Origin of the sequence: Caulobacter ginsengisoli (assembly GCF_030814835.1) — a bacterium.
Taxonomy (GTDB): Bacteria; Pseudomonadota; Alphaproteobacteria; order Caulobacterales; family Caulobacteraceae; genus Caulobacter; species Caulobacter ginsengisoli.
The window spans coordinates 1-24456 of record NZ_JAUSVS010000003.1; the positions used below are offsets into that span (position 1 = coordinate 1).

The window sequence follows — 24456 nt, forward strand, 5'->3', positions numbered from 1 at the left end:
GACCGACATCGAAAGGGCTCCGTCCATCGAACGGAGCCCTATGAATCAGGCATCCCACAAAAGGGGAATCCCTGAATGTCGATACGACCTAGGGCTTACATAATTCCGCTCATCCCCGCGAAGGCGGGGACCCAGGCTTTTTGCTGTTGAGGGCGAATCGGACAGGTCTCGGCAGCCGAAAGGCAGCAACGAAAAACGCCTGGGTCCCCGCTTTCGCGGGGATGAGCGGGTTTGGGATACTTGTTATGGGACCGGAGGTTCGCCCACCGCGGCGACCTCGGCCTCCATGGCCGCCAGCTTGGCGAGGTTCTCGGCGTGGGCCACCCGGCCGATCCGGTAGAAGCTGAGGCAGAACAGCGCCCCGCCATAGAAGCTGAACAGGGTGATCAGATAGCCGATCGCCAGGTGGTCCAGCGTCTCCTGCGGCACCTGGCCCGGCTTGGCCATGCCCGACAGGCCCACGATCGAGACGATCAGTCCCGTGGTCATGGCCCCCAGCCCCGAGACGCACTTCTGGGCAAAAGCCATCGAAGCGAAGATCAGTCCCTCGGCCCGCTTGCCGGTGCGGGCGGCGCTGTCCTCGACCACGTCGGCGATCATGCCGACGATCAGGATGGTGCAGCTGATGCCCGCCGCGCCGCGAACGATGGCGATGGCGTAGAGCGTCGGCAACAGGGCCGGCGAGCCGTTCTCGGGAAACAGGTGGAACAGCCGCAGCATCAGCGGCGTGGCCGACAGCAGGATGGTGATGACCAGCATCAGCATCGCCATCGGCTTCTTGTCGCGGCCCCTGACGATCAGCGGGGCCAGCACCAGGGCCAGGGTCGAGCCGATGAAGGCGTCGGTGCCCAGGATCAGGGTCTGCTTGGTGGTCAGCTGCCAGAAGAAGGTCACCAGGTAGAGGTAGATGGAAAAGCCCACCCCCTCGGCGGCGGCGGCGAAGATGTTGACCCCGACGATCGATCCGAAATGCCGGCTGCCCAGGGTCTGGAACATGTCCTTGAACAGGGCGACGACATTTCTGGGGCGCTCGGCCGGCGGCTTGGGCAGCCAGGGGATGAAGCGGTGGGTGCCCAGGGAGGAGACCAGCATCACCAGGGCGATGAAGGTCGAGGCGACCAGGGCATAGGTCATATAGACCGACGGATCGAAGCGGGCGTCCGGGAACCCGGGCCGGGGCCTGACCATCAGGCCCAGGGCGAAGATGTAGATCAGCAGGCCGCCCCACCAGGCGAAGAACACCCGCCAGCCCAGCACCTTGGTGCGCTCGTCGTAGTCGCCGGTCACTTCGGCGGCCAGGGCCGAGGAGGGGATTTCGAAGGCGGTGATGAAGGTGCGCGAAGCGATGGCCAGCACGACCATGTAGACCAGCTTCATGGGCTGGCTGAGGCCGATGGGGGGCATCCAGAGCAGGATGAACAGGATGGCCGCCGGAAGGATGGCGGCGTACATGAACGGATGGCGCCGGCCCCATTTCGAGCGCCAGTAGTCGGACATCTGGCCGATGATCGGGTCGCAGATGGAATCGATGGCGAGCGCAATAGCCAGCGCCGTGGTCACCCAGCCGACCGGCAGGCCGACCACCTGGTTATAGAAAAACACCAGGAAGAAGCGGAAGCCGTTGTCCTTGATGCCGAAGGCGGCGGCCCCGATGCCGTAGAGGATTTTCGATCCAACCCCGAAGGGCGGGCGCTCGCCCACCGGGCCGGACTGATCCGCGGATACGGTCATGCAACGCTTCTCCCCAAGACCTACTATTTCGGCCGCGCCATTTGCCTGCGTTATTTTGCCTGAGCGGTCCGGATTCGAAACTGGAGTATGGAAGAGGCGAGTGTCAACCAGCCGCGCTCGCCTTACAGGCGAACGGAGCATGAACATTGCCTTGCCCGCGCGGCTCTGCCAGGGTAGAGGACGTTGGGGATCGGGGTCGGTCGATGAAGCGTACAGTTGCCGTCCTGCTGGCTGGCGTCCTGAGCCTGGCGGGCCTGCTCGCTGTGGGTCCCGCAGTCGCGCAGAACGTGCCCAAGGCTGCGCCCGGCAAGGGGCCCAATCATGAGCCGAGCAAGAAGGAAGAGAAGCTCACCCCGATGACCTTCCGCCTGGTCACCAATGGCCAGGACTGCGCCGACTGCACATGGATCGCCGCCGACGGCGACATCGTCTACGAGACCGGCAAGACGTTCGAGGCCTTCCTCAAGACCCAGAAGATCCAGTGGTCGGTGCTGGTGCGGTTCAATTCCGGCGGCGGCTCGCTGCCGGGCGGGGTGGACCTGGGGCGGGCGATCCGCAAGGCCAAGCTGCGCACCGCCATCGGCGAGACGGTCGACGATCCCAAGGTCCCGGGCAAGGCCAGCTACAAGCCCGGCCTCTGCGCCTCGGCCTGCGCCTACGCCTTCCTGGGCGGCATCTCGCGGACGGTGGACACCGGCTCGCTCTATGGCGTCCACCAGTTCCACAACCCCGAGGTCCAGAACGACCAGGACGTCCAGACCGTGGTGGCGGTGCTGGGCTATTACGTCGTCGAGATGGGGATCAAGCCGGAGCTGCTGCTGGTCGCCTCCTCGACCCACACCAACGACATCATCTGGCTGGAGCCGGAGCAGATGGAAGCCCTGGACGTGGTCACCAGCCGCCAGGGCCTGATGGACGCGCAATGGACCCTGGCCCCGTTCGGCGACGGCCTGGGCGCCCGCACCACCCAGATCCAGGCGGACGGCTCGGCGGTGACCTTCGCCCTGACCTGCAAGGCCGGCGAGGCCGACCGCTACGTGGTCTATGTGATCCGCGACACCTATGACCTGAACAGCAAGGAAATCGCCACCACCAAGTCGGCGATCAGGGGCCTCAGCTTCCTGGCCTCGGACAAGCCGGTGGGCGGGGTGCTGGAGACCCATCCGATCGTGGCCCGCTCCAAGCTGACCCTGGGGGCTGGGCTGCCCAAGTCGACGGCCCGCCTGCTGATCGACGACGGCGGCGAGCTGAAGGTGCAGGTCAGCGCCCCGGCTGCGCTCGACGACTATCTGAATGGGGGCCGCTACCACTTCCCGGTGGCCAACCTGAACCGCCTGCTGCCCTATCTGGACCGCAACTGCTTCACGCGCGGCGAGGACGAGCTGGACACCACCGGCGAGGGCCGTGGCAAGGTCGGGCGGTAGGAAACACGGTTCAAAACTCCCTCCCCTTTATGGGGAGGGACGGCCGCGTCAGCGGCCCGGGTGGGGAACCCACGCCGGCCGAAGAGCTCCCCACCCTGGCGGCTTCGCCGCCTTTCCCTCCCCATAAAGGGGAGGGAGTTCCTACGGATTATCCCACACCGCCGGTCGCTTGCTCAGGAAGGCGTCGATGCCCTCCGCCGCGTCGGCGGCCAGCATGTTGTCGGCCATGGCCTTGCCCGCCTCGCGATAGGCGTCGGCCAGCGGCAGGCCGGCCTGGGCGTAGTAGGTCCGCTTGCCGAGGCTCAGCGAATAGGCCGAGCGGCCGGCCAGCTGGGCGGCCAGGGCCTGAGCCGTCTCCAGCGCCTGGCCGGGCGGGGCGATGCGGTTGATCAGGCCGAACCGAAGCGCGGTCGGCGCATCGACCATCTCGCCCAGCAGCAGCATCTCCATGGCGGGCTTGGGGCTGAGGTTGCGGGCCAGGGCCACGCCCGGGGTCGAGCAGAACAGGCCCAGATTGACCCCCGGGGTGCAGAACCGCGCCGCCTCGCCGGCCACGGCCAGGTCGCAGGCGGCGACCAGTTGGCAGCCGGCGGCGGTGGCGATCCCCTCGACCACGGCGATGACCGGCTGGGGCAGGGCGTTGATGGCCAGCATCACCTGCGCGCAGCGGTCCAGCAGCGCCTCGTAGAAGGCCCGGCCCCGGTCGGGATCGTTGCGGTGGGCCTGGATCTCCTTGAGGTCGTGGCCGGCGCAGAAGGCCGGGCCTTCGCCGTCCAGGATCACCGCCCGGACCTTCGGCTCGGCGGCAAGGGCGGCCAGTTCGGCCTTCAGGGCGTCCAGCATGGCCAGGGACAGGCTGTTGCGGCTGGCCGGCGCATTCAGGGTCAGGCGGGCGACGGCGTCGTCATCGCGGCGCAGGACGAGGGGGTCGGTCGGGGTCATGGCCGGGAGGCTAGACCCGCCGGAGCGGCGGTGGAAGCGGTCAGCCGGCCCGGATGATTTCGATGATGTGTTCCTCGTCCCGGCGCAGCAGCAGCAGCAGCACCGCGCCGACCGCCAGGGGGATGATGGCGCTGACGGCGACGGGAACCTGGACCACGGGGAACAGCAGGCTGACCGGCAGAGCCGCCAGATAGGTGGCCAAGGCGAACATCCCCGAGGTGAACAGGAAGGCCATGCCGATCCAGAAGCCCTGTCCGCCGCGCCGCTGGCGGCGGAAGTCGCCGCGCTTGGCCGGCTTCTGGTACCACATCGACAGCAGGCCGGCGGCCAGGGCCGAGGCGGCGCAGCCGGCGATGGCGGCGAGCCCCGCCTGGGGGAACAGCCAGGTGACATAGGCCAGCGGCGGGGCCAGCAGCACGGCCAGGGGCGCCAGGGCGGCGACCAGCTTGGCGCGGTGCAGCACCGACAGCGGCGCGGGCGAGGATAGCAGGAGTTCCGGCGACTCCTCGGTCGAGACGGTGACCCAGACCAGGCTGGCGGCGACCTGGCCGGCCATCATCGCCAGGGCGGCGGCCCCGGCCGGGATCAGCAGGTCGGCGTGGCGGGAAGCCTGCCGGGCCAGCAGGAAGCCCAGCGGCAGCAGGTAGAGCAGCCGCAGCAGGATCTGCGAGAGCATGGCGATGTCGCGCAGCAGCAGCTTCAGCTCCTTGCGGACCGTGTTGGCGAAGACGCCCTGGGCGAAGTCGCCCGCCACCGCCCGTCCGGCCTTGGCTGGTCCGCCGGCGGCGACGCCCGAGGCGGCCGCGGCGTCGGCGGCGAAACGGCCGCCCAGCCACAGGGTGGTGGCGGCGAACACCAGCGCCGAGCCGCCCATCACCATGGCCAGCGGGATGGGCTGGCCGACCATGGCCCGCAGCGGCAGGTCGGCGAAGGGGAAGAGGTGGAAGCCGGGCGCCTGGGCCTTGGCCCAAAACTCGGTGAACAGGGGGACCTGATCGCTGCCGGTGATGTTGCGGTACTGGGCGGCCAGGAAGAAGGCGGCCCCGATCAGGGCGGCCAGCACCTGGGCCACCGCTCTCGTGCGTTTGGGACCCAGGACCCGGAACAGGCTCATGGCCAGCAACAGGCCAAGACTGGTGGCCAGCAGGGCGACGGCGGCCATCACCCCCAGCACCCCCAGCCAGCCGGGGTGGCCGCCGATGGCGACCGGGATCAGGACGGCCGCGATGAAGGTGGGGATGCCCAGATAGGCGTTGGCGGCGATGGCCAGGCAGCGGACGAACAGCACCTTGCGCGGGGAGATCGGGGCCGAGAACAGCAGGTCCAGGTCGCCGCGCCCGTAGAGGGCCATGGTCGCGGCGGCCAGGCACTGCGACAGCATCAAGGTGAAGAGGGTCAGCAGGACCAGGTCGGCGATGGCCTCCCAGACGGGCTGGATGGGGACTTCCAGGTTGCGCGAGGCGATGCCCAGGGGCAGGCCGACCGCCAGGATCAGCACGATCAGCGCCACCCCGAAGATGACGGCCCGCACGCCAGGGCGCTTGGCGAACATATCGCGCCAGGCCAGGCGCATCTCATGCGCCATCAGCCAGGGCAGGGAGCCGGCGGCGAACATCAGGCGGGCCCCATCAGGCCGGAACGGGCTGGTCGGGGGCGGTCAGTTCCAGGAACAGATCCTCCAGCGTCGCCCCCTCCTCGCCGGTGCGGGCCCGCAGCTCGGCCAGGGTGCCCTCGGCCAGCAGCCTGCCGTTCTGGATGATGCCGATGCGGTCGGCCATCCGCTCGGCCACCTCCAGGATGTGGGTGGTCAGGATGACCGTGGCGCCGCCCCGCACCCGCTGCTGCAACAGGTCCTTGACCTGGCGGGCGACGGCGGCGTCCAGGCCGGTCAGCGGCTCGTCGAGGATCAGCAGCTTGGGATCGTGGATCAGCGCCCCGGCCAGGGCGACCTTCTGCTTCATGCCCCGCGAGAAGCCCTCGCAGCGCTGGCGGCGCTGTTCCCACAGGCCCAGCCATTTCAGGAGTTCCTCAGCCTTGCGGCGGGCGGCCTTGCCGTCGGTCCCCCACAGGCCGGCGACGAACTCCAGATATTCCATCGGATTGAGCTTGTCGTAGAGCAGCGGCTCGTCGGGGGCCCAGGCCATGACCCGCTTGGCGCCGGCCGGATCGGCCCTGGCGTCGACCCCATACACCGAGATGGCCCCCGCGTCGGGGGCCAGCAGGCCGGCCACCATGCGCAGGGTCGTGGTCTTGCCCGCCCCGTTGGGCCCAAGCAAAGCATACAGCTCGCCGGAGCGGACGGTCAGGTCCAGGCTGGCCACGGCGGGCTTGCCGGCGAAGGCCTTGCTCAGGCCACGCAACACCAGGGCGTCTGTCACGTCGATCAAGGCCCCCGGCCGGTCAGCAAGCTCACAAGGCCAGCAATATGCGGCAAGGCCGCGCGGCGGTCCATGACCGGGATGACGCGCAGGGGCTCAGGGTCTAGGGTTAACGTTGGATTCGGAAAGGGGACGGCGCTCGATGCGCAGGCTGGTGCTGCTGTCGCGCAAAGGCGGAACGGGCAAGACCACCCTGTCGGTCAATCTGGCGGTGGCCGCGGTGAGGGACGGCCTCAACGTCGCTGTCGCCGACCTCGACCCGCAAAGCTCGGCCTGTCGGTGGGGCGATGTGCGGACCAGCCAGCAGCCCTCGATCAGGGCCGTCAACAGCGGCACCCTGTTTCCCTATGCCAACAATGTCGAGCGGCTGGGCGCGGATCTCCTGATCATCGACACGCCGGCCGGGGACACCGCCGCCGGCCAGGCGGCCATCGGCATCGCCGACCTCTGCGTGCTGATCACCCGGCCCAGCTATTTCGACCTCGAGGCCCTGGCCTGGGCGGCCGAGGCGGTGCGGGCGCGGGGCAAGCCGGGCCTGATCGTGCTCAACCAGGCGCCCAGCCCGCGCGGCGGCGTGGAGTCACCGGTCATCCACCGCTCGGCCGATGCGGCCCGCAAGCTGGGCCTGCCGCTGGCCCGGGTGGGCTTAAGGGCCCGCGTCGCCTTCCAGGATTCGCTGTGGCGCGGCGAGGGGGTGCTGGAGTTCGACCACCGCAGCGCCGCCGCCGAAGAGGTTCGCCGGCTGTGGGCCGAGGTCTCGGGGCTGCTCGACGCCCAGGCGGTTCCACGTCCGCGAGCGGCGCTGGCCTAAACCTTAATTACATTTGCTTCATGAATATTGCGACAGGTATTACGCCGCCGTAACTCTGTTAAATGCACTTCATGACTGTAGATTAACAAGACTTCGAGTAATCGCCGACGTATCTCCTGACTTGTCAGCGGCCGACCCCGCCCGCCTTGCCAAATTCGGAGAGATCCTCATGTCCCAATCCGCCGCCTCCAAGTCCATCGCCTCTTTCAGCAGCATCGCCACCCTGGCCCTGGCCGTCCTGCCCGCCCTGGCCATCGTCAGCGGCGCCCATGCCGAAAGCGTCAGCGTCAAGGTCAGCGACCTGAACCTCGCCACCGCCGCCGGCCAGAAGGTCTTCGAACAGCGCGTCAACGTCGCCGCCCGCCAGTACTGCGCTGAATCGGTGACCACCGGCACCCGCCTGGGCAGCCCCGCCGCCTGCCGCGCCGCGGTCCGCGCCGAGATCGTCTCCAAGCTGGCCAAGCCGCAAGAAACGGCTCTGAACCAGCACTAAGCAACAGGTTCGCCGGCGGCGAGCCCAGGTCCGGATCCCCCCAGTCCCCCGGACCGCTGTCCCCCCAGAAGAGTCGCCGGCAACCTGGGAAGCCCGCCTGCAAAGGCGGGCTTCCTGCTGTCTAGGTCAGGGGGCGGGCGCGGGACACCGACCAGGCGCGGGCCCGCATGACGCCGACCGCGTCGTGGCTGGCGTCACCGCAGTCATAGGCTTCATAACCCCGCAGACGGCACTTGCCCGGATGGCTGTACTCCCGGATCCAGCCCAAGCCCTGCTCGCCGGCCCGATGGGCGCGGCAGAAGCGTTCGCCGGTCGGACCGCCATTGTAGTTGTACTGGCCGACCAGCGTGCAGAAGGCGTCGGGCGCTTCGGCCAGCTGCTCGGTCGAACACTGGCGGGCCAGGCACTGCTCCCAGGCGCAGCCGCGCGGGTCGCGCCGGCTGGCGGCGGCGACCGAGCAGGGCTGGGGATTGCCGTTGTCGTTGTGGAAGGCGCCGAACAGGTGGCCCACCTCGTGCAGGAACAGCAGCTGGTGATCGAAGGCGATCCGCGGGACCGCCACATAGCCGCGCACCAGACAGGCCGGCATCAGGATGTAGCCGTTATTCTGCAGGGAGTCGGCGTAGCAGGCGTCCTCGGGGCCGCGCATGCCGGTGAACACGACCACCAGATTGACCTTGCGGGCCTTGCCGCGCAGCGACCGGGCCTCGGGCAGCCAGCCCAGGAGCTGCTTGTTGAACGCCGACGGCGAACCATAGTTGGCGGGCGTGTCCAGCCGCATGGCCGCGCCCTCGTCGATCGCCCGGTCCATGACCACCGGCGGGGCGAAGACGATGTTGGGTCGCCCGTCGGTGAGCTGGGTGACGCCGGAGGTCAGGAAGGCCTGGCGCAGGGCGGCGACATCCTCGTTGGCCACCCGGTCCAGCACGCAGAGGGACGGATCGCGGCCGGTCTTGGCGCAGGAGGCGATGGCCTCGCGCTCGAAGTCCAGGCTGGGCTGCAGGACCTTGGCGCCCTGGCTGGTGTAGGCGAACAGGATGCGGATCTCGCAGGGCGCGTCGGCCGTGCAGGCGCCCGTCGCCGGCTGGCTCGCGCCGGGCAGCCGCAGGCCGCCATTGGCCAGGAAGATCGCTCCGCTCAGCCCGACCAGGCCAAGACAGATCAGGCAGAAGACCAGGATGAACCGACGCATCGCCTACCAGTCCAGGCCGATCCGGTGACCGGCGATCAGCAGGCCGGTCAGCCGGGCGTGGCCGTCCTGGCCGATGGAGACCAGGGCGTAGGCGGGCGCCTGGCCGTTCGAGTTCCAGCGGGGGATGTCGCGGGCGATCTGCTCGGACTGGGCCTGCGAGGCGTGGAAACGGGTAATGCCGATGTCCAACTCGATCTGATGGCCTTCCTGCGGCAGGCAGGTGGCCGAACCCTTGACCGTCAGCACGCCCAGCCGGGCGGCGGTGGCGCGGTCGGCGGCCCTGCCGGTGGCCTGCCAATGATTGTCCTTGGGATCGCCCTTGGGCGAGAGCGCGACCCAGCCCTGCCGCGCCGCCGGACCGATCAGGGTGACCGGGCACATCTCGGCTTCCCGGAGCGGTTCGACCAGGCTGAAGGCGACATAGTGGCCGGTGAGCAGATCGCGGGGATCGACGCCCTGGATGGTCAGGGCCACCTCGCGGCCGCCCGCCCGGGCCTGGTGCTCGCGGACGACCAGGGCGGTCAGGGCGCCGGCCAGCAGCAGGCCGGCCAGGACGATGAGGATGGGACGCAGGCGGCTCATCGCGGCTCCCTCCCGCGCATCAGCCAGACGGCCGCCAGGATCGCGATGGCGGCGACGGCGAAGATCAGCGAGGCGGTCAGCAGGTCGACGCCCAGGTCCATCATCAACAGCATGATGGCGCCGATCAGCGACAGCACCCCGGCCGCCATCACCCCGCCATGGCGGTCGACGCGGCCCAGGGTCAGCACCAGGCCGGACAGCAGCAGCCAGGCGATGCGGTGGGCGATGAGCAGGGCGGTCTGGTCATGCCAGTGCGCGGAGGCGGCGGCGAAATAGGCGAGGGCGCCCCAGGCCAGCCAGCCATAGAAGGCCCGGCCCCCCTCGTGGCCCCGCTCGCCAGCGAAACGGCCGGCCAGGGCGCCCAGCGCCATCAGGCCGCTGACGCCGAAGAACTGCCAGCTGGGGATGCCGTGGTCCGTATTCAGATGAATGAGGGCGACGGCCGTCCCGGCGAGCAGTCCGATGGACGCCATGTGTGCGGTCGGCCGCGAACGCCACAGCACCGCCAGCACGGTCCCGCCGATCGCGGTCGGCAGCAGCCACCAGGTCTCCGGACTTGCCAGGTCTCCCAGGCCGATCAGCACCATGGCCGCCACCGCCGCGCCGCTCGAGCGCCCGACGACGGCCAGCAGGGCGGCGGCCAGGCCCGCGCCCATCAGGGCGGTCTTGGGATCGCCGGCGATGTCGAAGATCTGTCCGGTCAGGCCGATGGTGGCGGCATAGATGGCCGCCGCCAGGGTCAGCAGGCTGTTGCGCAGGTTGGGCCGTCCGCCGCGGTCGGCCCAGGCGCCGCCCAGGCAGGCGGCCAGGAAGGCGGCGATCAGCAGGCTGTAGCGGGCGATGCGGGGAATGCCGTTCCAGTTGGCGGCGACGAAGGCGATGATCGCCGCCCCGGCCAGCAGCACCCCGACCATGGCCAGGGCGCTGACCGCATCCGGCCGGCGCGTGTCGGCGACCGAGTCGAGCATCGGCTGGCGGCTGGCCTGCGGGACCAGGCCCTCGCCGATCCAGCGATCGAGATCGCCGCGCAGTCGGTCCTTGTAGTTCGCCATGGTCCCCCCGGGATGGCTCGTGGCGGTGACAGTGGCCCACCGCGGCCCCCAGGTCGATAGCCCTTCGCGCGGGGTGCGATTTCCAGGCTAGGCAATCGTGACGGGAAGTGCTTACACTTCCCCGTGACGCGTGCAGGGTCGGCGGACCGGCGCGTACAGGAAGCATGACATGACAATCGATCTTACCGGGCGGCTGCTCTGTGCCTGCAGCCAGGCCTATTCCGTGCTGGTTACGGGTCCGGCGCCGATGCCGGCGCCGCGGGCGGGCTATGTCGGCTGGAGCCAGCCGCCCCAGGCCTTTGTCTCCGGCATGGAGAAGATCGACGCGGTGATCGTCGGCGAGACGGCGAGCGAGATCATCGTCGCCTTCCGCGGCACCCTGCCGTTCGACAGCCCCAACAAGCGCCAGATGATCCTGGACTGGCTGGACGACCTGGACTGCCCCCTGGTGGCCGATCCCGGCCTGCCGGGCCTGGTGCACCAGGGTTTTGGCGCCTGCGTGAACCTGCTCTGGCCGCAGGTCCAGCCGCTGGTCGCCGCCATGCTGGCGGTCGGTCCCCAGCGGCCGGTCTACATCACCGGGCACAGCAAGGGCGGGGCCGTGGCCTTCCTGGCCGGCTGGCTGGCCCGCCAGGCCTTCCCAAACGCGGCCGTGCATGTCTGCACCTTCGCCGCCGCCCGCACCGGCGACCAGGCCTTCGCCGACGCCTACAACGCCGCCCTGCCGCAGACGGCGCGCTACGAATACGCCGACGACATCGTCCCGCACCTGCCGCCGGACCTGGCCTTCGCCCACATGTTCGCCGACACGCCGTTTCTGGCCGACAAGCTGGCCCAGATGACCAACACCTATGTGTCGGCCGGCGACCTCTTCTTCATCAACTGGACCGGCCAGATCGTCCAGGACACCGGCAACCCGCTGCTGCGGTTCGACCGGTTCATGCACCTGGCGACCCTGATCGCCGAGTTCAAGTTCGCCCAGATCGCCGGCGACCACAGCATCGATCTGGGCTCCGGCTACGCCACCGCCATCTGTCCCGGCTACTGACCTGCGAGAGGAAAAGCCCATGAGCGACCGCCCGAACATCCTGCTGATCACCTGCGACCAGTTTCAGTTTTCGCGCTTCGCCTATGGCCCCGACCACGGCTTCGTGGAGGACCTCAAGGACGTGCTGGGCTTCCAGGCGCTCAAGCCCGGCAACACCTACGAGCAGTATTTCCCCGGCCTGAAGATGCTGCGTGACGGCCCGACGGTCGTGCTGCGCAACCACACCATCGCCGCCAGCGCCTGCACGCCCAGCCGGGCGGCCATCTATACCGGCCAGTACGGCACCAAGACCGGCGTCACCCAGACCGACGGCCTGTTCAAGAGCGGCGACGACTACGACTTCCCCTGGCTGGAGGCCGACGGCATCCCCACGCTGGGGACCTGGCTGCGGGAGGCCGGCTACAGCACCCACTATTTCGGCAAATGGCATGTCAGCGACCCGCCGGGGCATTCGCTGGACCGCTTCGGGTTCGACGACTGGGAGCTGAGCTATCCCGAGCCGCACGGGGCGGCGATCAACAACCTGGGCATCTATCGCGATGTCGGGTTCGCCGACGCGGCCTGCGCCTTCCTGCGCCGCCAGGGCCTGGCCGTGAACTACAACCGCCAGGTGGCCATGGTCCAGAAGCACGATCCCTATTCCAGCGGGCCGGACCCAGAGAAGAGCGTACGGCCCTGGTTCGCCGTCGCCTCCTTCACCAACCCGCATGACATCGCCACCTATCCGGCGGTGATCGGCCAGGCCCTGCCCAAGCCCGACGACAGCGGCCCGCAGGGGGTGATGGGTCCGCTCACCGTGCCCTTGCAGACCCAGGCGACCCCGCCTCCGACCGGCGGCAAGATGAGCGTGCCGCTCAACCCGGCGGCCTTCCCGCAGAACAACGCCGCGGCCACCCCGACCCAGGACGAGGACCTGAGCACCAAGCCCTCCTGCCAGTTCGACTACAGCTACAAGGTCGCCCTGGCCCTCAACGCCAAGACCGGCTTCAACGGGGTTCTGGGCATGGATCCGCCGCCGCCGACCGAGGCGGCCGCCACGGCCGCGGCGGTGGCTATCGCGCTGCAGAGCTCGATCCCCTTCCAGCTCTACAGCAACCCCGCCAAGGGCGGCACGCCCGCCTCGAGCGCCCTGGATTTCCTGCAGCTCTATGCCTGGCTGCACTATGCGGTCGACCGCCATATCGCCGAGGTGCTGACGGCGCTGGAAAGCTCGGGCCAGGCCGACAACACCATCGTCATCTTCCTGGCCGATCACGGCGAATACGCCGGGGCCCACGGCATGATGATCGAGAAGTGGCACACCGCCTATCAGGAGGCGCTGCATGTGCCGGTGGTCATCCGCTTCCCCAAGAGCGCGGGCCAGCCGCGCACCGGCGAGGACCCGGTCCAGATCGACGCCCTGACCAGCCATATCGACATCCTGCCGACCGTGCTGGGCCTAGCCGGTCTCACCCAGACCGACCGCGAGACCATCTCGGCCCGCATGGCCGCCCGCCGGCCCGTCCCGCCGCTGCCGGGCGTCGACCTGACCCCGCTGATCACCGGCCAGACCGACGTGGTCATCGAGCCGGACGGCCAGCCGCGCAAGGGCGTCCTGTTCATCACCGACGACGAGATCACCGCCCCGCTGCCGCCCACGCGCAGCCCGCAGGACCAGAAGTCGATGGCGGAGTTCGAGGTCTTCAAGGCCATCGTCGAGACGGTGAAGCACGGAACGCCGGGCACGCCCGCCGTGCCGGGCCTGGCCCCCGGGGCGGTGCGCCAGCCCAACCATGTGCGCAGCGTCCGCACCCTGGACTACAAGCTCTCGCGCTACTTCGACCCGTCCGGCCAGGAGCCGCAGGAATGGGAGTGCTACGACCTGCGCAACGACGCCATCGAGGCGGTCAACCTGGTGCAGGTCAATGTCAGCCCGCCGACGATCAGGACCGACCTCCCGATCACCGACCCCGGGCAGTTGCAGCAGACGGTCGACCAGCTGGCCGAACTGCTGGCCCTGCTGGAGAAACGCGACCTCTGAACTATCCACAGTCTTGACGGAACCGGATGTCTGGATTGGTGTTCTGACCCCGACATTCGGAGGGCAAAGCCATGACTCATGACCGACGCGAACTGCTGGCGCTCGCGGGCGCCAGCGCCGTAAGCCTGACCCTGGGCCTGGCGACTCCGGTGGCCGCCGCCGCCTCGCTGGCGGCGGTGAACCGCGACGCCGGCGAGGCCCTGGCCCAGCTGCGGCGCACCAACAGCACGGCCAACTGGCTGGCGCCGCGGGCCCGGGGCGTGCTGATCTTCCCCAACATCGTCAAGGCCGGCCTGATGGTCGGCGGCAGCTACGGCAAGGGCGTCCTGCGTTTGGGAAATCGGGTCGATGGCTACTACCACTCGACCGCCGCCTCGTTCGGCCTGCAGGCCGGGGCGCAGTCCTATGGCTATGTCGTCTTCCTGATGACCCAGAAGGCGGTGAAATACATCCACGACAGCCAGGGCTGGGAAATCGGGGTCGGCCCGACCGTGGTGGTGGTCGACGAGGGGGTGGCCAGGAACCTCTCCACCTCGACCCTGAAGGACGACGCCTACGCCTTCATCTTCAACCAGCAGGGCCTGATGGCGGGCCTCAGCCTGGAAGGGACGAAGATCTCGAAGATCAAGGGCTGACGGATCGCCTGGGCCATGGGACGCTCGGCCCATGACCCTTGTCGTCGCCGACCTGATCGCTGGCTGGCAGGCCTCTCCGTTCGCCGATCCCCAAACGCCACCCTGGAGTCTCGTCGCTGAAGCGTCCCAGCGCGTGGCGGCGGCTCTGGCCGGGTTGGATGGCGGCTATATCATCGACGGCGATATCGCCATCCACCGCACGGCGACCATAGAGGCCGGCGCCGTGCTCAAGGGCCCAGCCATCATCGGCCCCGGCTGTCTCGTCGCGGCCGGCGCCTATCTGCGCGGCGGTGTATTCCTGGAGCGGGACTGCGTGGTCGGGCCGGGGAGCGAGCTGAAATCCAGCCTGGTGTTCGCCGGCTCGAAGCTGGCCCATTTCAACTTCGTCGGGGATTCCATCCTGGGCTCGGACGTGAACCTCGAAGCCGGGGCGATCATCGCCAACTATCGAAATGACCGGGCCGACAAGATCATCCGAATCCTATTGGGTGGCCGGATCGTCAATACCGGCATCGAAAAGTTCGGCGCCCTGGTCGGCGACGGCGCCCGGATCGGCGCCAATGCCGTGGTGGCCCCAGGCGCGGTGCTGGCGCGAGCCGCCATCGTCCCGCGCCTGGGCCTGGTCGACCAGAGTCCGCCGGCCGGCCTGGACGACTAGCTGGGAACGATGTCGGGGTTGTCGGCCAGATCCTCGACCTCGTCCTTGAGATCCGACAGCCGCTCACTGAATTCGGCGCGGTCCCGGCCGGTCAGCCGGCCATTCTCGGTCACGACCTGGGCGGCGTCGGCGCGGATGGCGTCGAGGTCGGCGCGGACGGTATCGGCTTCCTGGCCGGTCAGCTTGCCATCGCCGACCCGCAGATCGATGCGGTGGTCGATCTCGGCGTCGGCCATGGCCAGTTCGTCACCGTCGCTGCCGAGGGTGACGGCCAGGGGCGGCGCGCCGGCGTCGGGCGGAATGGCGTCGACCTGATGAGCGACCGGGTTGTCGGACGGATAGTCCTGGGCCAGCGCCGGCCCGCCGGCCAGGGCCAGCGGCGCGAGAAAGGATGCGAGCAGGGTCAGTTTGGTGGGCATGGTGGCCTCCGTATGAAGGGGCCCCTCCGCCCCTTCAAAACGCCTGGGCTTGCAAGCGGTTCGCCGGAAGCGTTGGCTGTAGCCAGGCAAAAGCCGGGGAGAGCGCCATGACCACCGTCCTCTATGACGTCGCCGATGGCGTCGCCACCATCACGCTGAACCGCCCCGAGGCGCTCAACACCATGAGCCAGGACCTGCTGGACGGGACCGTCGAGGCCCTGCAACGGGCGGCCTCCGACGACGGCGTCTCGGCGGTGATCCTGACCGGCGCCGGCCGGGCCTTCTGCGCCGGTGGCGACCTGCAGGGCATGGCGGCGCGGCCGGCGGGCGGGGCGGCGGTGTCAAACCTGCAGCGGGATATCGACGGCCTGCGCGCCCGCATGCGCAGCGCCCAGCTGCTGCGCGACATGCCCAAGGTGACCTTCGCGGCCATCAACGGGGCCTGCGCCGGGGCGGGCCTGGCCTGGGCCTGCGCGGCCGACATCCGCTATTGCAGCGCCTCGGCGGTGTTCAACACCGCCTTCATGACCGCCGGCCTGTCAGGCGACTTCGGCGGCAGCTGGACCCTGCCGCGCATCGTCGGACCGGCCAAGGCGCGCGAACTGTTCCTGCTGGCCGAAAAGTTCCGGGCCGAGGTGGCGCTGAACATCGGCCTGGTCTCGGCCATCCTGCCCGACGCCGAGCTGCTGGACTTCGTGCGCGCCAAGGCCACCCGGGTGGCGGGCTTCGCGCCCCTGACCATGGCGGCCATCAAGGCCAACCAGAACGACGCCATGGATCTGGACTTCTCGGCCATGCTGGACCGCGAGGCCGAGCGCCACATCCGCTGCGGCCGCACCGAAGACGCCAAGGAGGCCGCCCGGGCGTTCCTGGAGAAACGCCCGGCCGTCTTCCATAGGCGCTAGAGCTTGAAGTTGCCGGTCAGGGTCATCAGCAGCAGGACCAAGCTCAGGCCCGGCACGATGAAGGCCCAGAACTTGGTCGGGATGAAGAAGAAGGAACCGGCGTCGGCGCCCACGGCGATCCGCTGGCCGGTGGCCTCATCCACGAAGACCCGCTTGGGCTGCTTGTCCATCTGCATATGGAACAGCCAGACGCCGGCCCCGGCCAGGGCGCCGGTGATCGGGATCAGGGTCAGGGCCTCGGCCGGGGAACTGCCCGGAATGATCGCCGCCAGACCCATCGACACCAGCCAGGCGGCAATGACAATCACGGGCACCAGGATGCCCCAACCACGCCAGACAATAATCATGAACGCCCCCCACGGCGGTACTGTTTGGATCGCGGACGCCGCGTTCCCCCGGCGCGCAACCTAGCCACGGCGCCGCGAACTGAAAAGAGGGGCAGGTCTGACAGGCGGGCCGGCTGCCCGTCAGCCGCAGCATACCCGAAACGGGTTATACCCAATATGAGTTTCTCTCAAAAAGTACAATAAGGTAGTGATTGCAACCTCGGATTTACAAATTGAACGATAGGACCAAAAAATTTCGCCCCTAATCTGCGCCTAACGGGTGAATTCGTTTGCGAAATCGCAAGGCAGCGTGCGGAAGTAAATGATAAGTTAATAAAGTCTTGCGGCTAGCCCAAGGGGGGCGGCCCTCGTCTTTCAAAGATGGAGCGTCACGAATGAATGTCACGGGCACCGCGGGTAACGACCCGCTTCTTCTCGGCACGGCCGGTAACGACATCATCGACGGTCTGACCGGCGCGGACAACATGGTCGGCGGCGACGGCGATGATACCTATTATGTCGACGACGCGGGCGACACGACCGTCGAACTGGCCGGCGTCGGCAGCGGCATCGACACCGTCCACTCGACCATCAACTGGACCCTGTCGGCCAATATCGAGCGGCTGGTGCTGGACGGCGCCGCCAATCTGAACGGTACGGGCAACAGCCTGGACAACCTGATGCAGGGCAACACCGGCGACAACATCCTGTCGGGTGGCGGCGGCGCGGATGTCATCAACGGCAATGACGGCAATGACACCCTGTTCGGCGACGCCGGGGCCGACATCCTCAGCGGCGGTAACGGCAACGACATCGTCAACGGCGGCGACGCCACCGACTACCTGTATGGCAACGACGCCAACGACCAGCTGAACGGCGGGACCGCCCGCGACTACATGGACGGCGGCCTGGGCAACGACATCCTGGACGGCGGGACCGGCAACGACGCCATGACCGGCGGCGCCGGCGACGACGTCTACTATGTCGACAACGCCGCCGACGAGACCATCGAGGCCCTGGCCGGCGGCACCGACACCGTCCACGCGACCGTCAACTTCACCCTCACCGACAATGTCGAGCGCCTGGTCCTCGACGGCGCCAGCGACCTGGACGGGACCGGCAACGGCCTGGACAACCTGATCCTCGGCAACAGCGGCAACAACAACCTCTACGGCGGCGCCGGAGCCGACGTCATCAAGGGCAATGACGGCCGCGACTACATCTTCGGCGAGGCCGGAGCCGACAACCTCTACGGCGGCAACGGCGGCGACGTCATCGATGGCGGCGACGAGACCGACTACCTCTACGGGGACGCCGGGGCCGACATTCTCTACGGCGGCGCGGCCCGCGACTACATCTTCGGCGGCACCGAGAACGACCTGATGGACGGCGGGACCGGCGGCGACCAGATGACCGGCGGGACCGGCAACGACGTCTACTATGTCGACAATATCAGCGACCAGACGCTCGAGCTGTCCGGTGAAGGCGTCGACGTCGTGCGCTCCAGCATCGACTGGACCCTGGCCGACAACACCGAGAACCTGGAGATCCAGGGCGTGGCCGACCTCAACGGAACCGGCAACGCCGCGAGCAACAACCTGCTCGGCAATGACGGGGCCAACACCCTGTCAGGGCTGGCCGGCGCCGACACTCTCAACGGCGGCGGTGGCGCCGACGTCATCGTCGGCGGGCTCGGCAACGACATCCTGAACGGCGGGACCGGCGCGGACACCTTCCGGGTGCTGCAGGAGAGCATCCTCGGCGTCGGCTTCGAAATCGACCAGGTGTTCGACTTCTCGACCGCCGACGGCGACACGCTGGACCTCTCGGCCATCGACGCCAACAGCCTCGTGGGCGGCGACCAGGCCTTCAGCCTGGTGGCCTCGTTCAGCCACACGGCCGGTGAGATGACCCTTAGCTTCGCCGGCGGGATCACCACCCTGAACCTCGACGTCAATGGCGACGGGGCCACCGACTACCAGATGCGCATCAACGGCGACGTCACCGCCGACAGCGCCGGCTGGATGCTCTAGACCTGAGCAAAGGGTCCCGCGGCGACGCGGGACCCGACGCCTCTTGCGGCCGGGCGCAAAGCGGTCATGGTCGATGTCAGTCCCGCCAGAGGCCGCCGCATGAAACCACTCGTTCCCAAGACCGACGGCGCCACCTTCGCGCCGCCGACGCCCCGCGTCAGCCGCCGCAAGGCGGCCAAGGTGCTGACCCCCGCCGAGCGGGCCGCCTTCCTGGCCACCCGTCCCGATCTCAAGCCGGACTGAGCTACCGCGCCCTAAGCGCCGCCTCCAGCGCCGCATAGTCGGCAAAGCCGGTGGCCGGCGCCACCGTCTGCGCCCATCGGGCGTCGAGGGCCGCGGCCACCTCGGGCGGCATCTCGGCCTTGTGGCCGCCGACCCCGCCCTTGCGGACCTTGGCCGAGTCGCTGCCCGGCGGCAGGCCGGCCTTCTCCTCCGAGACCTGCCGCATCAGCAGATCGTCGAAGCGGTCCTTGTGGGCCAGCATGAAATCGATGGACGAGTGTTCCAGGGTCAGGGCCAGCAGCTCGTCGTCCAGCGGGATGCCGCAGAACCCGGCCAGCCGCCGCACGCTGCCTTCCGGGTCGGCGACCATCTGCTCGTAGGAGAACATCAGGACGCTGGGGTTGTCGCGCTGCGCCCACCAGCTGACCAGATGGTTCCAGTAGTCGGAGCCGCCGCCGACCATCCGCCCGGCGGCGAACTCGCCCAGGCTCACCGCCCCAGGCTCCAGGAACCAGCCCTCCATGAAGCGGAACATCGAGACCATGGCGTCCTTGGGCTCGCGCAGGGCGACGACATATTTCGCCCCCTTCGGCACGGCGTCGTAGGAGAGGTGGCTCTTGAAGCCGCGCGGCTCGCCCCGCTGCGGGGCCTCCAGATCGACGCCCAGCATCCGCGAGGTCTCGATCCACGGCACGACCTGCGAGATGTCCTGGAAATCCATATCGCCGCGGGTGCGCAGGGTGTGGAAGGTCTGCTGCAGCCAGGTGGTGCCGCACTTGCCAAACGGGGTGATGATCACGTCGGTCGGGCGGGGCCGAAAGCCCGCGATGGACAGCGGCGCATCGTCCGGCGCGCCCATGCGGCCCATGATCTCGCCCATCTCGGCCATGCTGCGCGCGCGGCGGCCTATTGTGTCGGTCATGTCTGCCCCCAACCGAACGCCTCGCCGGTGCGGGCGCTGAGCCTGCCCTAGCCTACCGGCGGCGAACCCCGCGAGGAAGCGCCCCGCGCCGAGCGCCGGTACTTCCCCGGAAGGCGTTAAGGGTATAGGGTTCACCGAACGGCGTTACAACGGTTGAGGGGGCTCGACCATGAGGCGCTTAGATCCGCGCGGCCTGGGACTGGCCCTGCTTGGGGCTCTGGTGGCTGCCATCGCGTGGGCCCAGCCTCAGCCCGAGCCGCCGACGGATCTTGGCGCGCGGGTGGTCGGCCAGAGCTATCCGTTCAAGCTCGTGGCCATCAACAGGAACTGCAATCTTCCCCAGGACTTCCGCTTCGTGGTCAGCGGCGGCGACTGGCTGCGCATCGACGGCGATCCGGTCGCCCGCGGCGTCCAGCGCGGCGAGCAGCGCACGGTGCCGGCCCGGATCGACCTGACCGGCCGGCCGCCCGGAATCTATACCGCGCATGTGACGGTGATCTGCGACACCTGCCAGGTCCTGGTGTTCAAGACCTGCAGGATCAGCGACCGCAATATCGACCTGCGGGTCCAGGCGGTGAGCCCGCCGCAGCCGGCGCAACCCAGGCCGCAACCCCAGCCCGCCAAGCCCAAACCACCGCCTGCGGCGGCGGCGCTGCCAGACGCAACGCCCTACACGGACATCGATCCCGATCTGCTGCGCCGCGCGCCGGGCGCCGCCCGAGCGGCCCTGGCTGCCGCCGAGGAGCGCGAACGCCAGGCCAGAGCGGCGGCCGACAAGGCGCAGAAGGACCTGGACGACATCCGCAAGAAGCGCGGGCCGTGCGAGGAAGAACTGGCCGCCCTGCGCGCCGCCCAGGGCGAGGCGGAAGCCGCCGCGGCCGCCGCGGCGGCCGCCGCCCAGGCGGCCCAGGGCGAGGCGGACAAGGCCCAGCAGGCGGTCGACAGCTTCGCCGGCGAGATGGCGGCCGCTGAGCGCAAGATGAGCGACGCTCAGAAGACCCTGCAACAGCAGGCCATGTACCGCTCCATCGTCGGGCGCGAGAACGGCGTCGGCTCGGCGAAATACCAGGACGCCCAGGCGCAGGTCGACAAGGCCAACGACGCCGTCAACGCCGCCCAGGCCGCCTACCGCGCCCTGCGGGCCAGCCAGGCCGCCCGCGCCGCCGCCGCCGCCGCGGCCAAGGCCAACGCCGCCAAGGCCAATGCCGCCGCCCAGGCCGCCGCCGCCGCAGCCGCCAAGGCCGCCGCCGCGACCGCCGCCAAGGAGAAGGAATGCCTGGGCCTGGCCGCCGCGGAATCGGACGCCGAGGGCGCCGCCGCCCGCGCCGCCGGCGAGGCGGACGGGGCCGCCGACGCCGCGCGCAAGGCCGAGGACGACGCCCGGGCCGCCGCCATCCTGTCCCTGGAGGAGGAGATCGCCGCCAAGCGCCGCCATTGCGACGAGATGCGGGCCGCCGCCCGGGCCCACGCCCAGCTGCAGGAACAGGCGCTCAAGGCGCTGCAGCAGCTGGGGGCGCTCGACCCAGGCGCGCCCACCGACGGCCTGGACGAGATCTGGGACGATTATGTGGGGCTGGGCTACACCACCTTCGTCAACCTCGTCGCCACCGGTTCGGGCCTGGTCACCCCAGGCGCCGCGCCGACCGCCGGCGGGCCGCAGATGCTGCTTTCGGTGCTGCAGGCCGGCTACGGCATCATGGCCATCCGCCAGTCCGCCCTGACCCCCGGCACCTACGCCAACCTGCGCGACCGCATGATCAGCGGCCCCGACGGCAGCGCCAACCAGTGGGTCCGCACCAACGGTTTCGCCGACGACAAGGCCGGGGCCGAGAAGGTGCTGAACGAGATGGACCGGATCATGAATGACACCGGGGTGATCGCCAAGGACATGGCCCGGGCGATCGAGGCCGACCGGATATGCCAGGAGGAGCTGAAGGCCCTGGAGGCCAGGCTGGCGGCGGCGAAGTAGCCGGGCGCGACGCCGTCCCCACGCCCTATGCGCCGCGATGAGCGCCAAAGGACCGGGCGGCCCGCCATTCGTCGCGGGTGATCTCCCACAGTTCCGAGAGGTGCTCGCCGCTGACCGTCGCCTTGGGAAAGCTGGCGATCACCCGCATGCCCCGCCGCTCCGACAGCCGCCGCGAGGGGCCGTTGCCGGCGGCCTTGGGGATGCGCAGCACCGAGCGGTCCAGGTCCTCGAACCAGAAGTCGGTGACCGCATCGGCCGCCTCGGTCATCAGCCCCTGGCCCTGCCATTCGGGCGACAGCCACAGGCCGCGGTTGTTGTCTTCCTGGTCCATCAGGCTGATCACCCCGATCAGGGTCTGTGGCTCGGCCCTGGGCCTCAGGCTCCAGTGCCAGGCCCGCCCCTCCGCCATGGCCGGCAGGGCGACCTTGCTCAGATAGGTCAGGGCGCCGTCGTCGGGGTAGGGCCAGGGAATGACCGCATCCATCCAGCGCACGATCTCCCAGCGCGGAAAGCGCTGCTGAATGGCCGGGGCGTCGGCCAGGGTCAGGGGCAGCAGGCGGAGGCGGTCGGTTTCGAGCGGGCGCATGGCCGGGGATTTGGTGGCGGCGGCGAGGCGCTGTCCATCCCAAAAGGCGCCCCCTTCCGCGCGACCGGCGGGACGCGGACTTTTCGCGCTCGGGGCGAGCAGGGTTACGGGTCGTCGCCCAAGGCGTGTATCATGCGCCTGCGGAGCGAAAAGGAGGGCGCTGGGGCGTGGCTGACGATCGCAAGATTCATGATGGGCCGTTCACGCTTTTCCAATGGATCGAGCATTGGGAGGTCAAGACACGGCCGATCGAATATTACACGGAACTGGTCAAGGACGACCAGTCCTACGCTGAGCATCTCAAGCGGATGGAGAAGTTCTTCACCACCGAGATCGACATGTTTCCCTACGAGCCGGGCGCGCCGTGGGTCGAGGACGGGGCCTATCAGGGGGGACCCATCCCCCGGCTGAGCCGGCCCCGGCGGTTTCACGAGATTCTTGAAGCGGAGAGCGCCGAGCGTTTTCCCGGCGGCAGCGGCTCGGTGGGCGATCATGACATCCGCATGCTGCTGCGGGCCTTTGCCGACATGTTTCAGCGCAACATCATGGTCTTCGTGGCCGTCAAGAAGCTGCTGCTGATCGTCCCGGCCGCCCTGCTGCTGGCGCTGATCTTCAATCCGGCCTTCCTGGATGCCAAGGACTGCAGCCTGCCGCTGCTGGAGACACGGCTTTGTGGCCGGGGCGGCGGTGGCTGGCCCGCCCTGCTGGCCATCGCGATCGGCGCGGCCCTGGCGACCCTGATCGTCTTCGCCGCCGCCAACCGGCTGCTGGCCCTGCTCTATCAGAACGCCCTGCGCAACACGGCCAATGTGGTCAACGCCCAGGCGATGAGCCGCACCCAGTCGCTGTCGAACCTGTTCACCAAGCTGATGAAGCAGATCGATGGCCGCAAGACCGAGCTGAACGACGCCAACCGCAAGCGCTGGCCCAAAGAGGCGGGCCGCTGGATGATGATCGCCTACTGGGTCGCCGGCCGGCTGGATTTCATCGAGCGGTTTGTTCAGATCCAGATGTGGCGGGTCCGTCGGGCCCACTATTTCATCAACCGGACGGGCTATGCCGCGACCTGGATCATCGCCGTGTCGCTGCTGGTCGCCGGCCTGCTGCTGGCCTGGGTGAATCACAAGGCCTTGCCCGATTTGCCCATGGTCAAATGGGTGGTCATGGCGATCGCCGGCCTGACCATCGCGGCGATGAACTATGCCTCCTACGCGGTCGCCGGCTGGCGCACCCCGCTGGACCTGGTGCGCTCGACCCTCAGCACCGAGAACTGGCATCGCTACGGCAGCCTGAAGATCCATGAGCAGCTGTCCAACCAGCTGCACAGCGACAAGCAGCTGCTGGTCGAGGCCGACGCCGCCAAACACCACTAGCCTCCCGATTCCGAAGCCCGCCGCGTGATGCTCTTTTGCCGCGCCGCCGGGTCGGTTAGCGTGGGTTTGGGGGAAGGCGCGCCGAGGGGGCGAGGGCGGCCCCCTGTGTCGGGGTTTGCGTCTTGGTCTATATTGTCTGGGGTAGCGCCTATAAGCAGCGCCCGTACGGAACGGTCGAACAGGGCGACTGCCCCACCTGCGGCGAGCAGAAGCCGTTCCGCCATCGCGTCATCTACAAGATGCGCCACATCTGGTACCTGGCCCGCTGGGTGACCGACCGGCGCTACGCCAACCAGTGCCTGACCTGCGGCCACGCCGAGCGGGTGCCGCAGAAGGTGGCGCAGCAGGGCTTCAAGCGGCCCGGCATTCCCGTCTGGGACCGCTGGGGATGGGCCGGCTTCCTGGGGGCCGTGGCGGCCTTCGTTGTCTGGGTCGGCATCTCCGACGCGGCCGACCACAGGCGCGACCAGGCCATGCTGGCCCAGCCGGTGGCGGGCGACCTCTACAAGCTCGACCTGGCCAAGCTGGTCGACAACCCGGAGCGGCCGGAAATGGACGCCATCGTGCGGGTCGAACAGGTGGACGCCAAGCAGGTGATCGTCCGCCTGCCCAAGACCTACTACGACGGTCCTCGAGCGACCTGACCCTGGCCATGGACCCCGGCGGCGCCGCCCACTCGGCGGACTATTTCAGCGAGGACGCCATCGCCCTGGACCGCGCCAAGCTGGTGGCGAT

General features: G+C 69.0%; 24 protein-coding genes. 13 read left to right on the top strand and 11 right to left on the bottom strand.

All coding sequences use genetic code 11. From position 1 onward, the window contains the following. Positions 1 to 243: 243 nt before the first annotated feature. A complete protein-coding gene (locus tag QO010_RS09780) occupies positions 244 to 1731 on the bottom strand; it encodes an MFS transporter (protein ID WP_307348653.1) in 1488 nt (495 codons plus the stop codon). Between the two features lie 203 nt (positions 1732 to 1934). Between QO010_RS09780 and QO010_RS09785 the strand changes: the two genes are divergently transcribed. After that, entirely contained in the window at positions 1935 to 3155 is a 1221-nt protein-coding gene (locus QO010_RS09785) for a COG3904 family protein (RefSeq protein ID WP_307348655.1), read from the top strand. Positions 3156 to 3296: 141 nt separating this feature from the next. Here QO010_RS09785 and QO010_RS09790 read toward each other — a convergent pair whose 3' ends face one another. The 3 genes from QO010_RS09790 to QO010_RS09800 are packed head-to-tail and all read right to left on the bottom strand — an operon-like array spanning position 3297 to position 6484. Continuing rightward, complete coding sequence (locus QO010_RS09790; RefSeq protein ID WP_307348657.1) at positions 3297 to 4097, bottom strand: enoyl-CoA hydratase; 801 nt, start codon at positions 4095 to 4097, stop codon at positions 3297 to 3299. A gap of 40 nt (positions 4098 to 4137) precedes the next feature. Next, positions 4138 to 5712: a hypothetical protein gene (locus QO010_RS09795; RefSeq protein WP_307348658.1), complete on the bottom strand. Its 1575-nt coding sequence runs from the start codon at positions 5710 to 5712 to the stop codon at positions 4138 to 4140. A gap of 13 nt (positions 5713 to 5725) precedes the next feature. Next, complete coding sequence (locus tag QO010_RS09800) at positions 5726 to 6484, bottom strand: ABC transporter ATP-binding protein (RefSeq protein ID WP_307348660.1); 759 nt, start codon at positions 6482 to 6484, stop codon at positions 5726 to 5728. Between the two features lie 133 nt (positions 6485 to 6617). Here QO010_RS09800 and QO010_RS09805 point away from each other — a divergent pair, with 133 nt between their 5' ends. Together QO010_RS09805 and QO010_RS09810 are read left to right on the top strand one after the other, a co-directional pair. Next, entirely contained in the window at positions 6618 to 7286 is a 669-nt protein-coding gene (locus tag QO010_RS09805; RefSeq protein ID WP_307348663.1) for a nucleotide-binding protein, read from the top strand. A gap of 169 nt (positions 7287 to 7455) precedes the next feature. After that, positions 7456 to 7779, top strand: a complete 324-nt coding sequence (locus QO010_RS09810; RefSeq protein ID WP_307348665.1) for a UrcA family protein — start codon at positions 7456 to 7458, stop codon at positions 7777 to 7779. 121 nt (positions 7780 to 7900) lie between these two features. On the opposite strand, the gene QO010_RS09815 is transcribed toward QO010_RS09810, so the two are convergent. The 3 genes from QO010_RS09815 to QO010_RS09825 are packed head-to-tail and all read right to left on the bottom strand — an operon-like array spanning position 7901 to position 10605. Further along, the gene (locus QO010_RS09815; RefSeq protein ID WP_307348667.1) at positions 7901 to 8971 is read right to left on the bottom strand and encodes a hypothetical protein; all 1071 of its coding nucleotides are present in this window, start codon (positions 8969 to 8971) and stop codon (positions 7901 to 7903) included. Between the two features lie 3 nt (positions 8972 to 8974). Continuing rightward, positions 8975 to 9553: a GDYXXLXY domain-containing protein gene (locus QO010_RS09820; RefSeq protein WP_307348670.1), complete on the bottom strand. Its 579-nt coding sequence runs from the start codon at positions 9551 to 9553 to the stop codon at positions 8975 to 8977. Continuing rightward, positions 9550 to 10605, bottom strand: coding sequence for a DUF2157 domain-containing protein (locus QO010_RS09825; RefSeq protein ID WP_307348672.1), 1056 nt, complete (start codon positions 10603 to 10605; stop codon positions 9550 to 9552). Before QO010_RS09825 ends, QO010_RS09820 begins: the two co-directional genes overlap by 4 nt. A gap of 169 nt (positions 10606 to 10774) precedes the next feature. Between QO010_RS09825 and QO010_RS09830 the strand changes: the two genes are divergently transcribed. The 4 genes from QO010_RS09830 to QO010_RS09845 all read left to right on the top strand — a co-directional run bounded on the left by QO010_RS09830 (position 10775) and on the right by QO010_RS09845 (position 14966). Then, positions 10775 to 11653 (top strand): lipase family protein, encoded by an 879-nt coding sequence (locus QO010_RS09830; RefSeq protein ID WP_307348674.1) that lies wholly within the window; start codon positions 10775 to 10777, stop codon positions 11651 to 11653. A 19-nt stretch (positions 11654 to 11672) separates the two neighbouring features. After that, positions 11673 to 13673 carry a sulfatase-like hydrolase/transferase gene (locus QO010_RS09835; protein WP_307348675.1) on the top strand — a complete coding sequence of 667 codons (2001 nt, stop codon included), beginning with the start codon at positions 11673 to 11675 and terminating at the stop codon, positions 13671 to 13673. 71 nt (positions 13674 to 13744) lie between these two features. Beyond that, on the top strand, positions 13745 to 14308 hold the full coding sequence (locus QO010_RS09840; protein WP_307348677.1) for a lipid-binding SYLF domain-containing protein: 564 nt from the start codon (positions 13745 to 13747) through the stop codon (positions 14306 to 14308). Positions 14309 to 14339: 31 nt separating this feature from the next. After that, positions 14340 to 14966, top strand: coding sequence for an LbetaH domain-containing protein (locus tag QO010_RS09845; protein ID WP_307348679.1), 627 nt, complete (start codon positions 14340 to 14342; stop codon positions 14964 to 14966). On the opposite strand, the gene QO010_RS09850 is transcribed toward QO010_RS09845, so the two are convergent. Continuing rightward, a complete protein-coding gene (locus QO010_RS09850) occupies positions 14963 to 15385 on the bottom strand; it encodes a hypothetical protein (protein WP_307348680.1) in 423 nt (140 codons plus the stop codon). The genes QO010_RS09845 and QO010_RS09850 overlap by 4 nt on opposite strands. A gap of 107 nt (positions 15386 to 15492) precedes the next feature. On the opposite strand from QO010_RS09850, the gene QO010_RS09855 reads away from it, so the two are divergent. Then, positions 15493 to 16290 (top strand): enoyl-CoA hydratase, encoded by a 798-nt coding sequence (locus tag QO010_RS09855; RefSeq protein ID WP_307348682.1) that lies wholly within the window; start codon positions 15493 to 15495, stop codon positions 16288 to 16290. Here the strand turns inward: QO010_RS09855 and QO010_RS09860 are convergent. After that, a complete protein-coding gene (locus QO010_RS09860) occupies positions 16287 to 16604 on the bottom strand; it encodes a hypothetical protein (RefSeq protein WP_307348683.1) in 318 nt (105 codons plus the stop codon). The two genes, QO010_RS09855 and QO010_RS09860, sit on opposite strands and share 4 nt — an antisense overlap. Positions 16605 to 17011: 407 nt before the next feature. Between QO010_RS09860 and QO010_RS09865 the strand changes: the two genes are divergently transcribed. Beyond that, positions 17012 to 18649, top strand: coding sequence for a calcium-binding protein (locus QO010_RS09865; protein WP_307348685.1), 1638 nt, complete (start codon positions 17012 to 17014; stop codon positions 18647 to 18649). Between the two features lie 99 nt (positions 18650 to 18748). Then, positions 18749 to 18892 carry a hypothetical protein gene (locus QO010_RS09870; protein WP_307348687.1) on the top strand — a complete coding sequence of 48 codons (144 nt, stop codon included), beginning with the start codon at positions 18749 to 18751 and terminating at the stop codon, positions 18890 to 18892. A 1-nt stretch (position 18893) separates the two neighbouring features. Here the strand turns inward: QO010_RS09870 and QO010_RS09875 are convergent, their stop codons facing one another. After that, positions 18894 to 19793 (bottom strand): sulfotransferase domain-containing protein, encoded by a 900-nt coding sequence (locus tag QO010_RS09875; RefSeq protein ID WP_307348688.1) that lies wholly within the window; start codon positions 19791 to 19793, stop codon positions 18894 to 18896. A gap of 220 nt (positions 19794 to 20013) precedes the next feature. Here QO010_RS09875 and QO010_RS09880 point away from each other — a divergent pair, with 220 nt between their 5' ends. Next, entirely contained in the window at positions 20014 to 21762 is a 1749-nt protein-coding gene (locus tag QO010_RS09880; RefSeq protein WP_307348691.1) for a hypothetical protein, read from the top strand. A 25-nt stretch (positions 21763 to 21787) separates the two neighbouring features. On the opposite strand, the gene QO010_RS09885 is transcribed toward QO010_RS09880, so the two are convergent. Beyond that, positions 21788 to 22348 carry a GNAT family N-acetyltransferase gene (locus QO010_RS09885; RefSeq protein WP_307348693.1) on the bottom strand — a complete coding sequence of 187 codons (561 nt, stop codon included), beginning with the start codon at positions 22346 to 22348 and terminating at the stop codon, positions 21788 to 21790. Positions 22349 to 22515: 167 nt separating this feature from the next. Between QO010_RS09885 and QO010_RS09890 the strand changes: the two genes are divergently transcribed. Continuing rightward, positions 22516 to 23721 carry a hypothetical protein gene (locus QO010_RS09890; protein ID WP_307348695.1) on the top strand — a complete coding sequence of 402 codons (1206 nt, stop codon included), beginning with the start codon at positions 22516 to 22518 and terminating at the stop codon, positions 23719 to 23721. Positions 23722 to 23843: 122 nt separating this feature from the next. After that, a complete protein-coding gene (locus QO010_RS09895) occupies positions 23844 to 24365 on the top strand; it encodes a hypothetical protein (RefSeq protein ID WP_307348697.1) in 522 nt (173 codons plus the stop codon). Positions 24366 to 24456 lie beyond the last annotated feature (91 nt).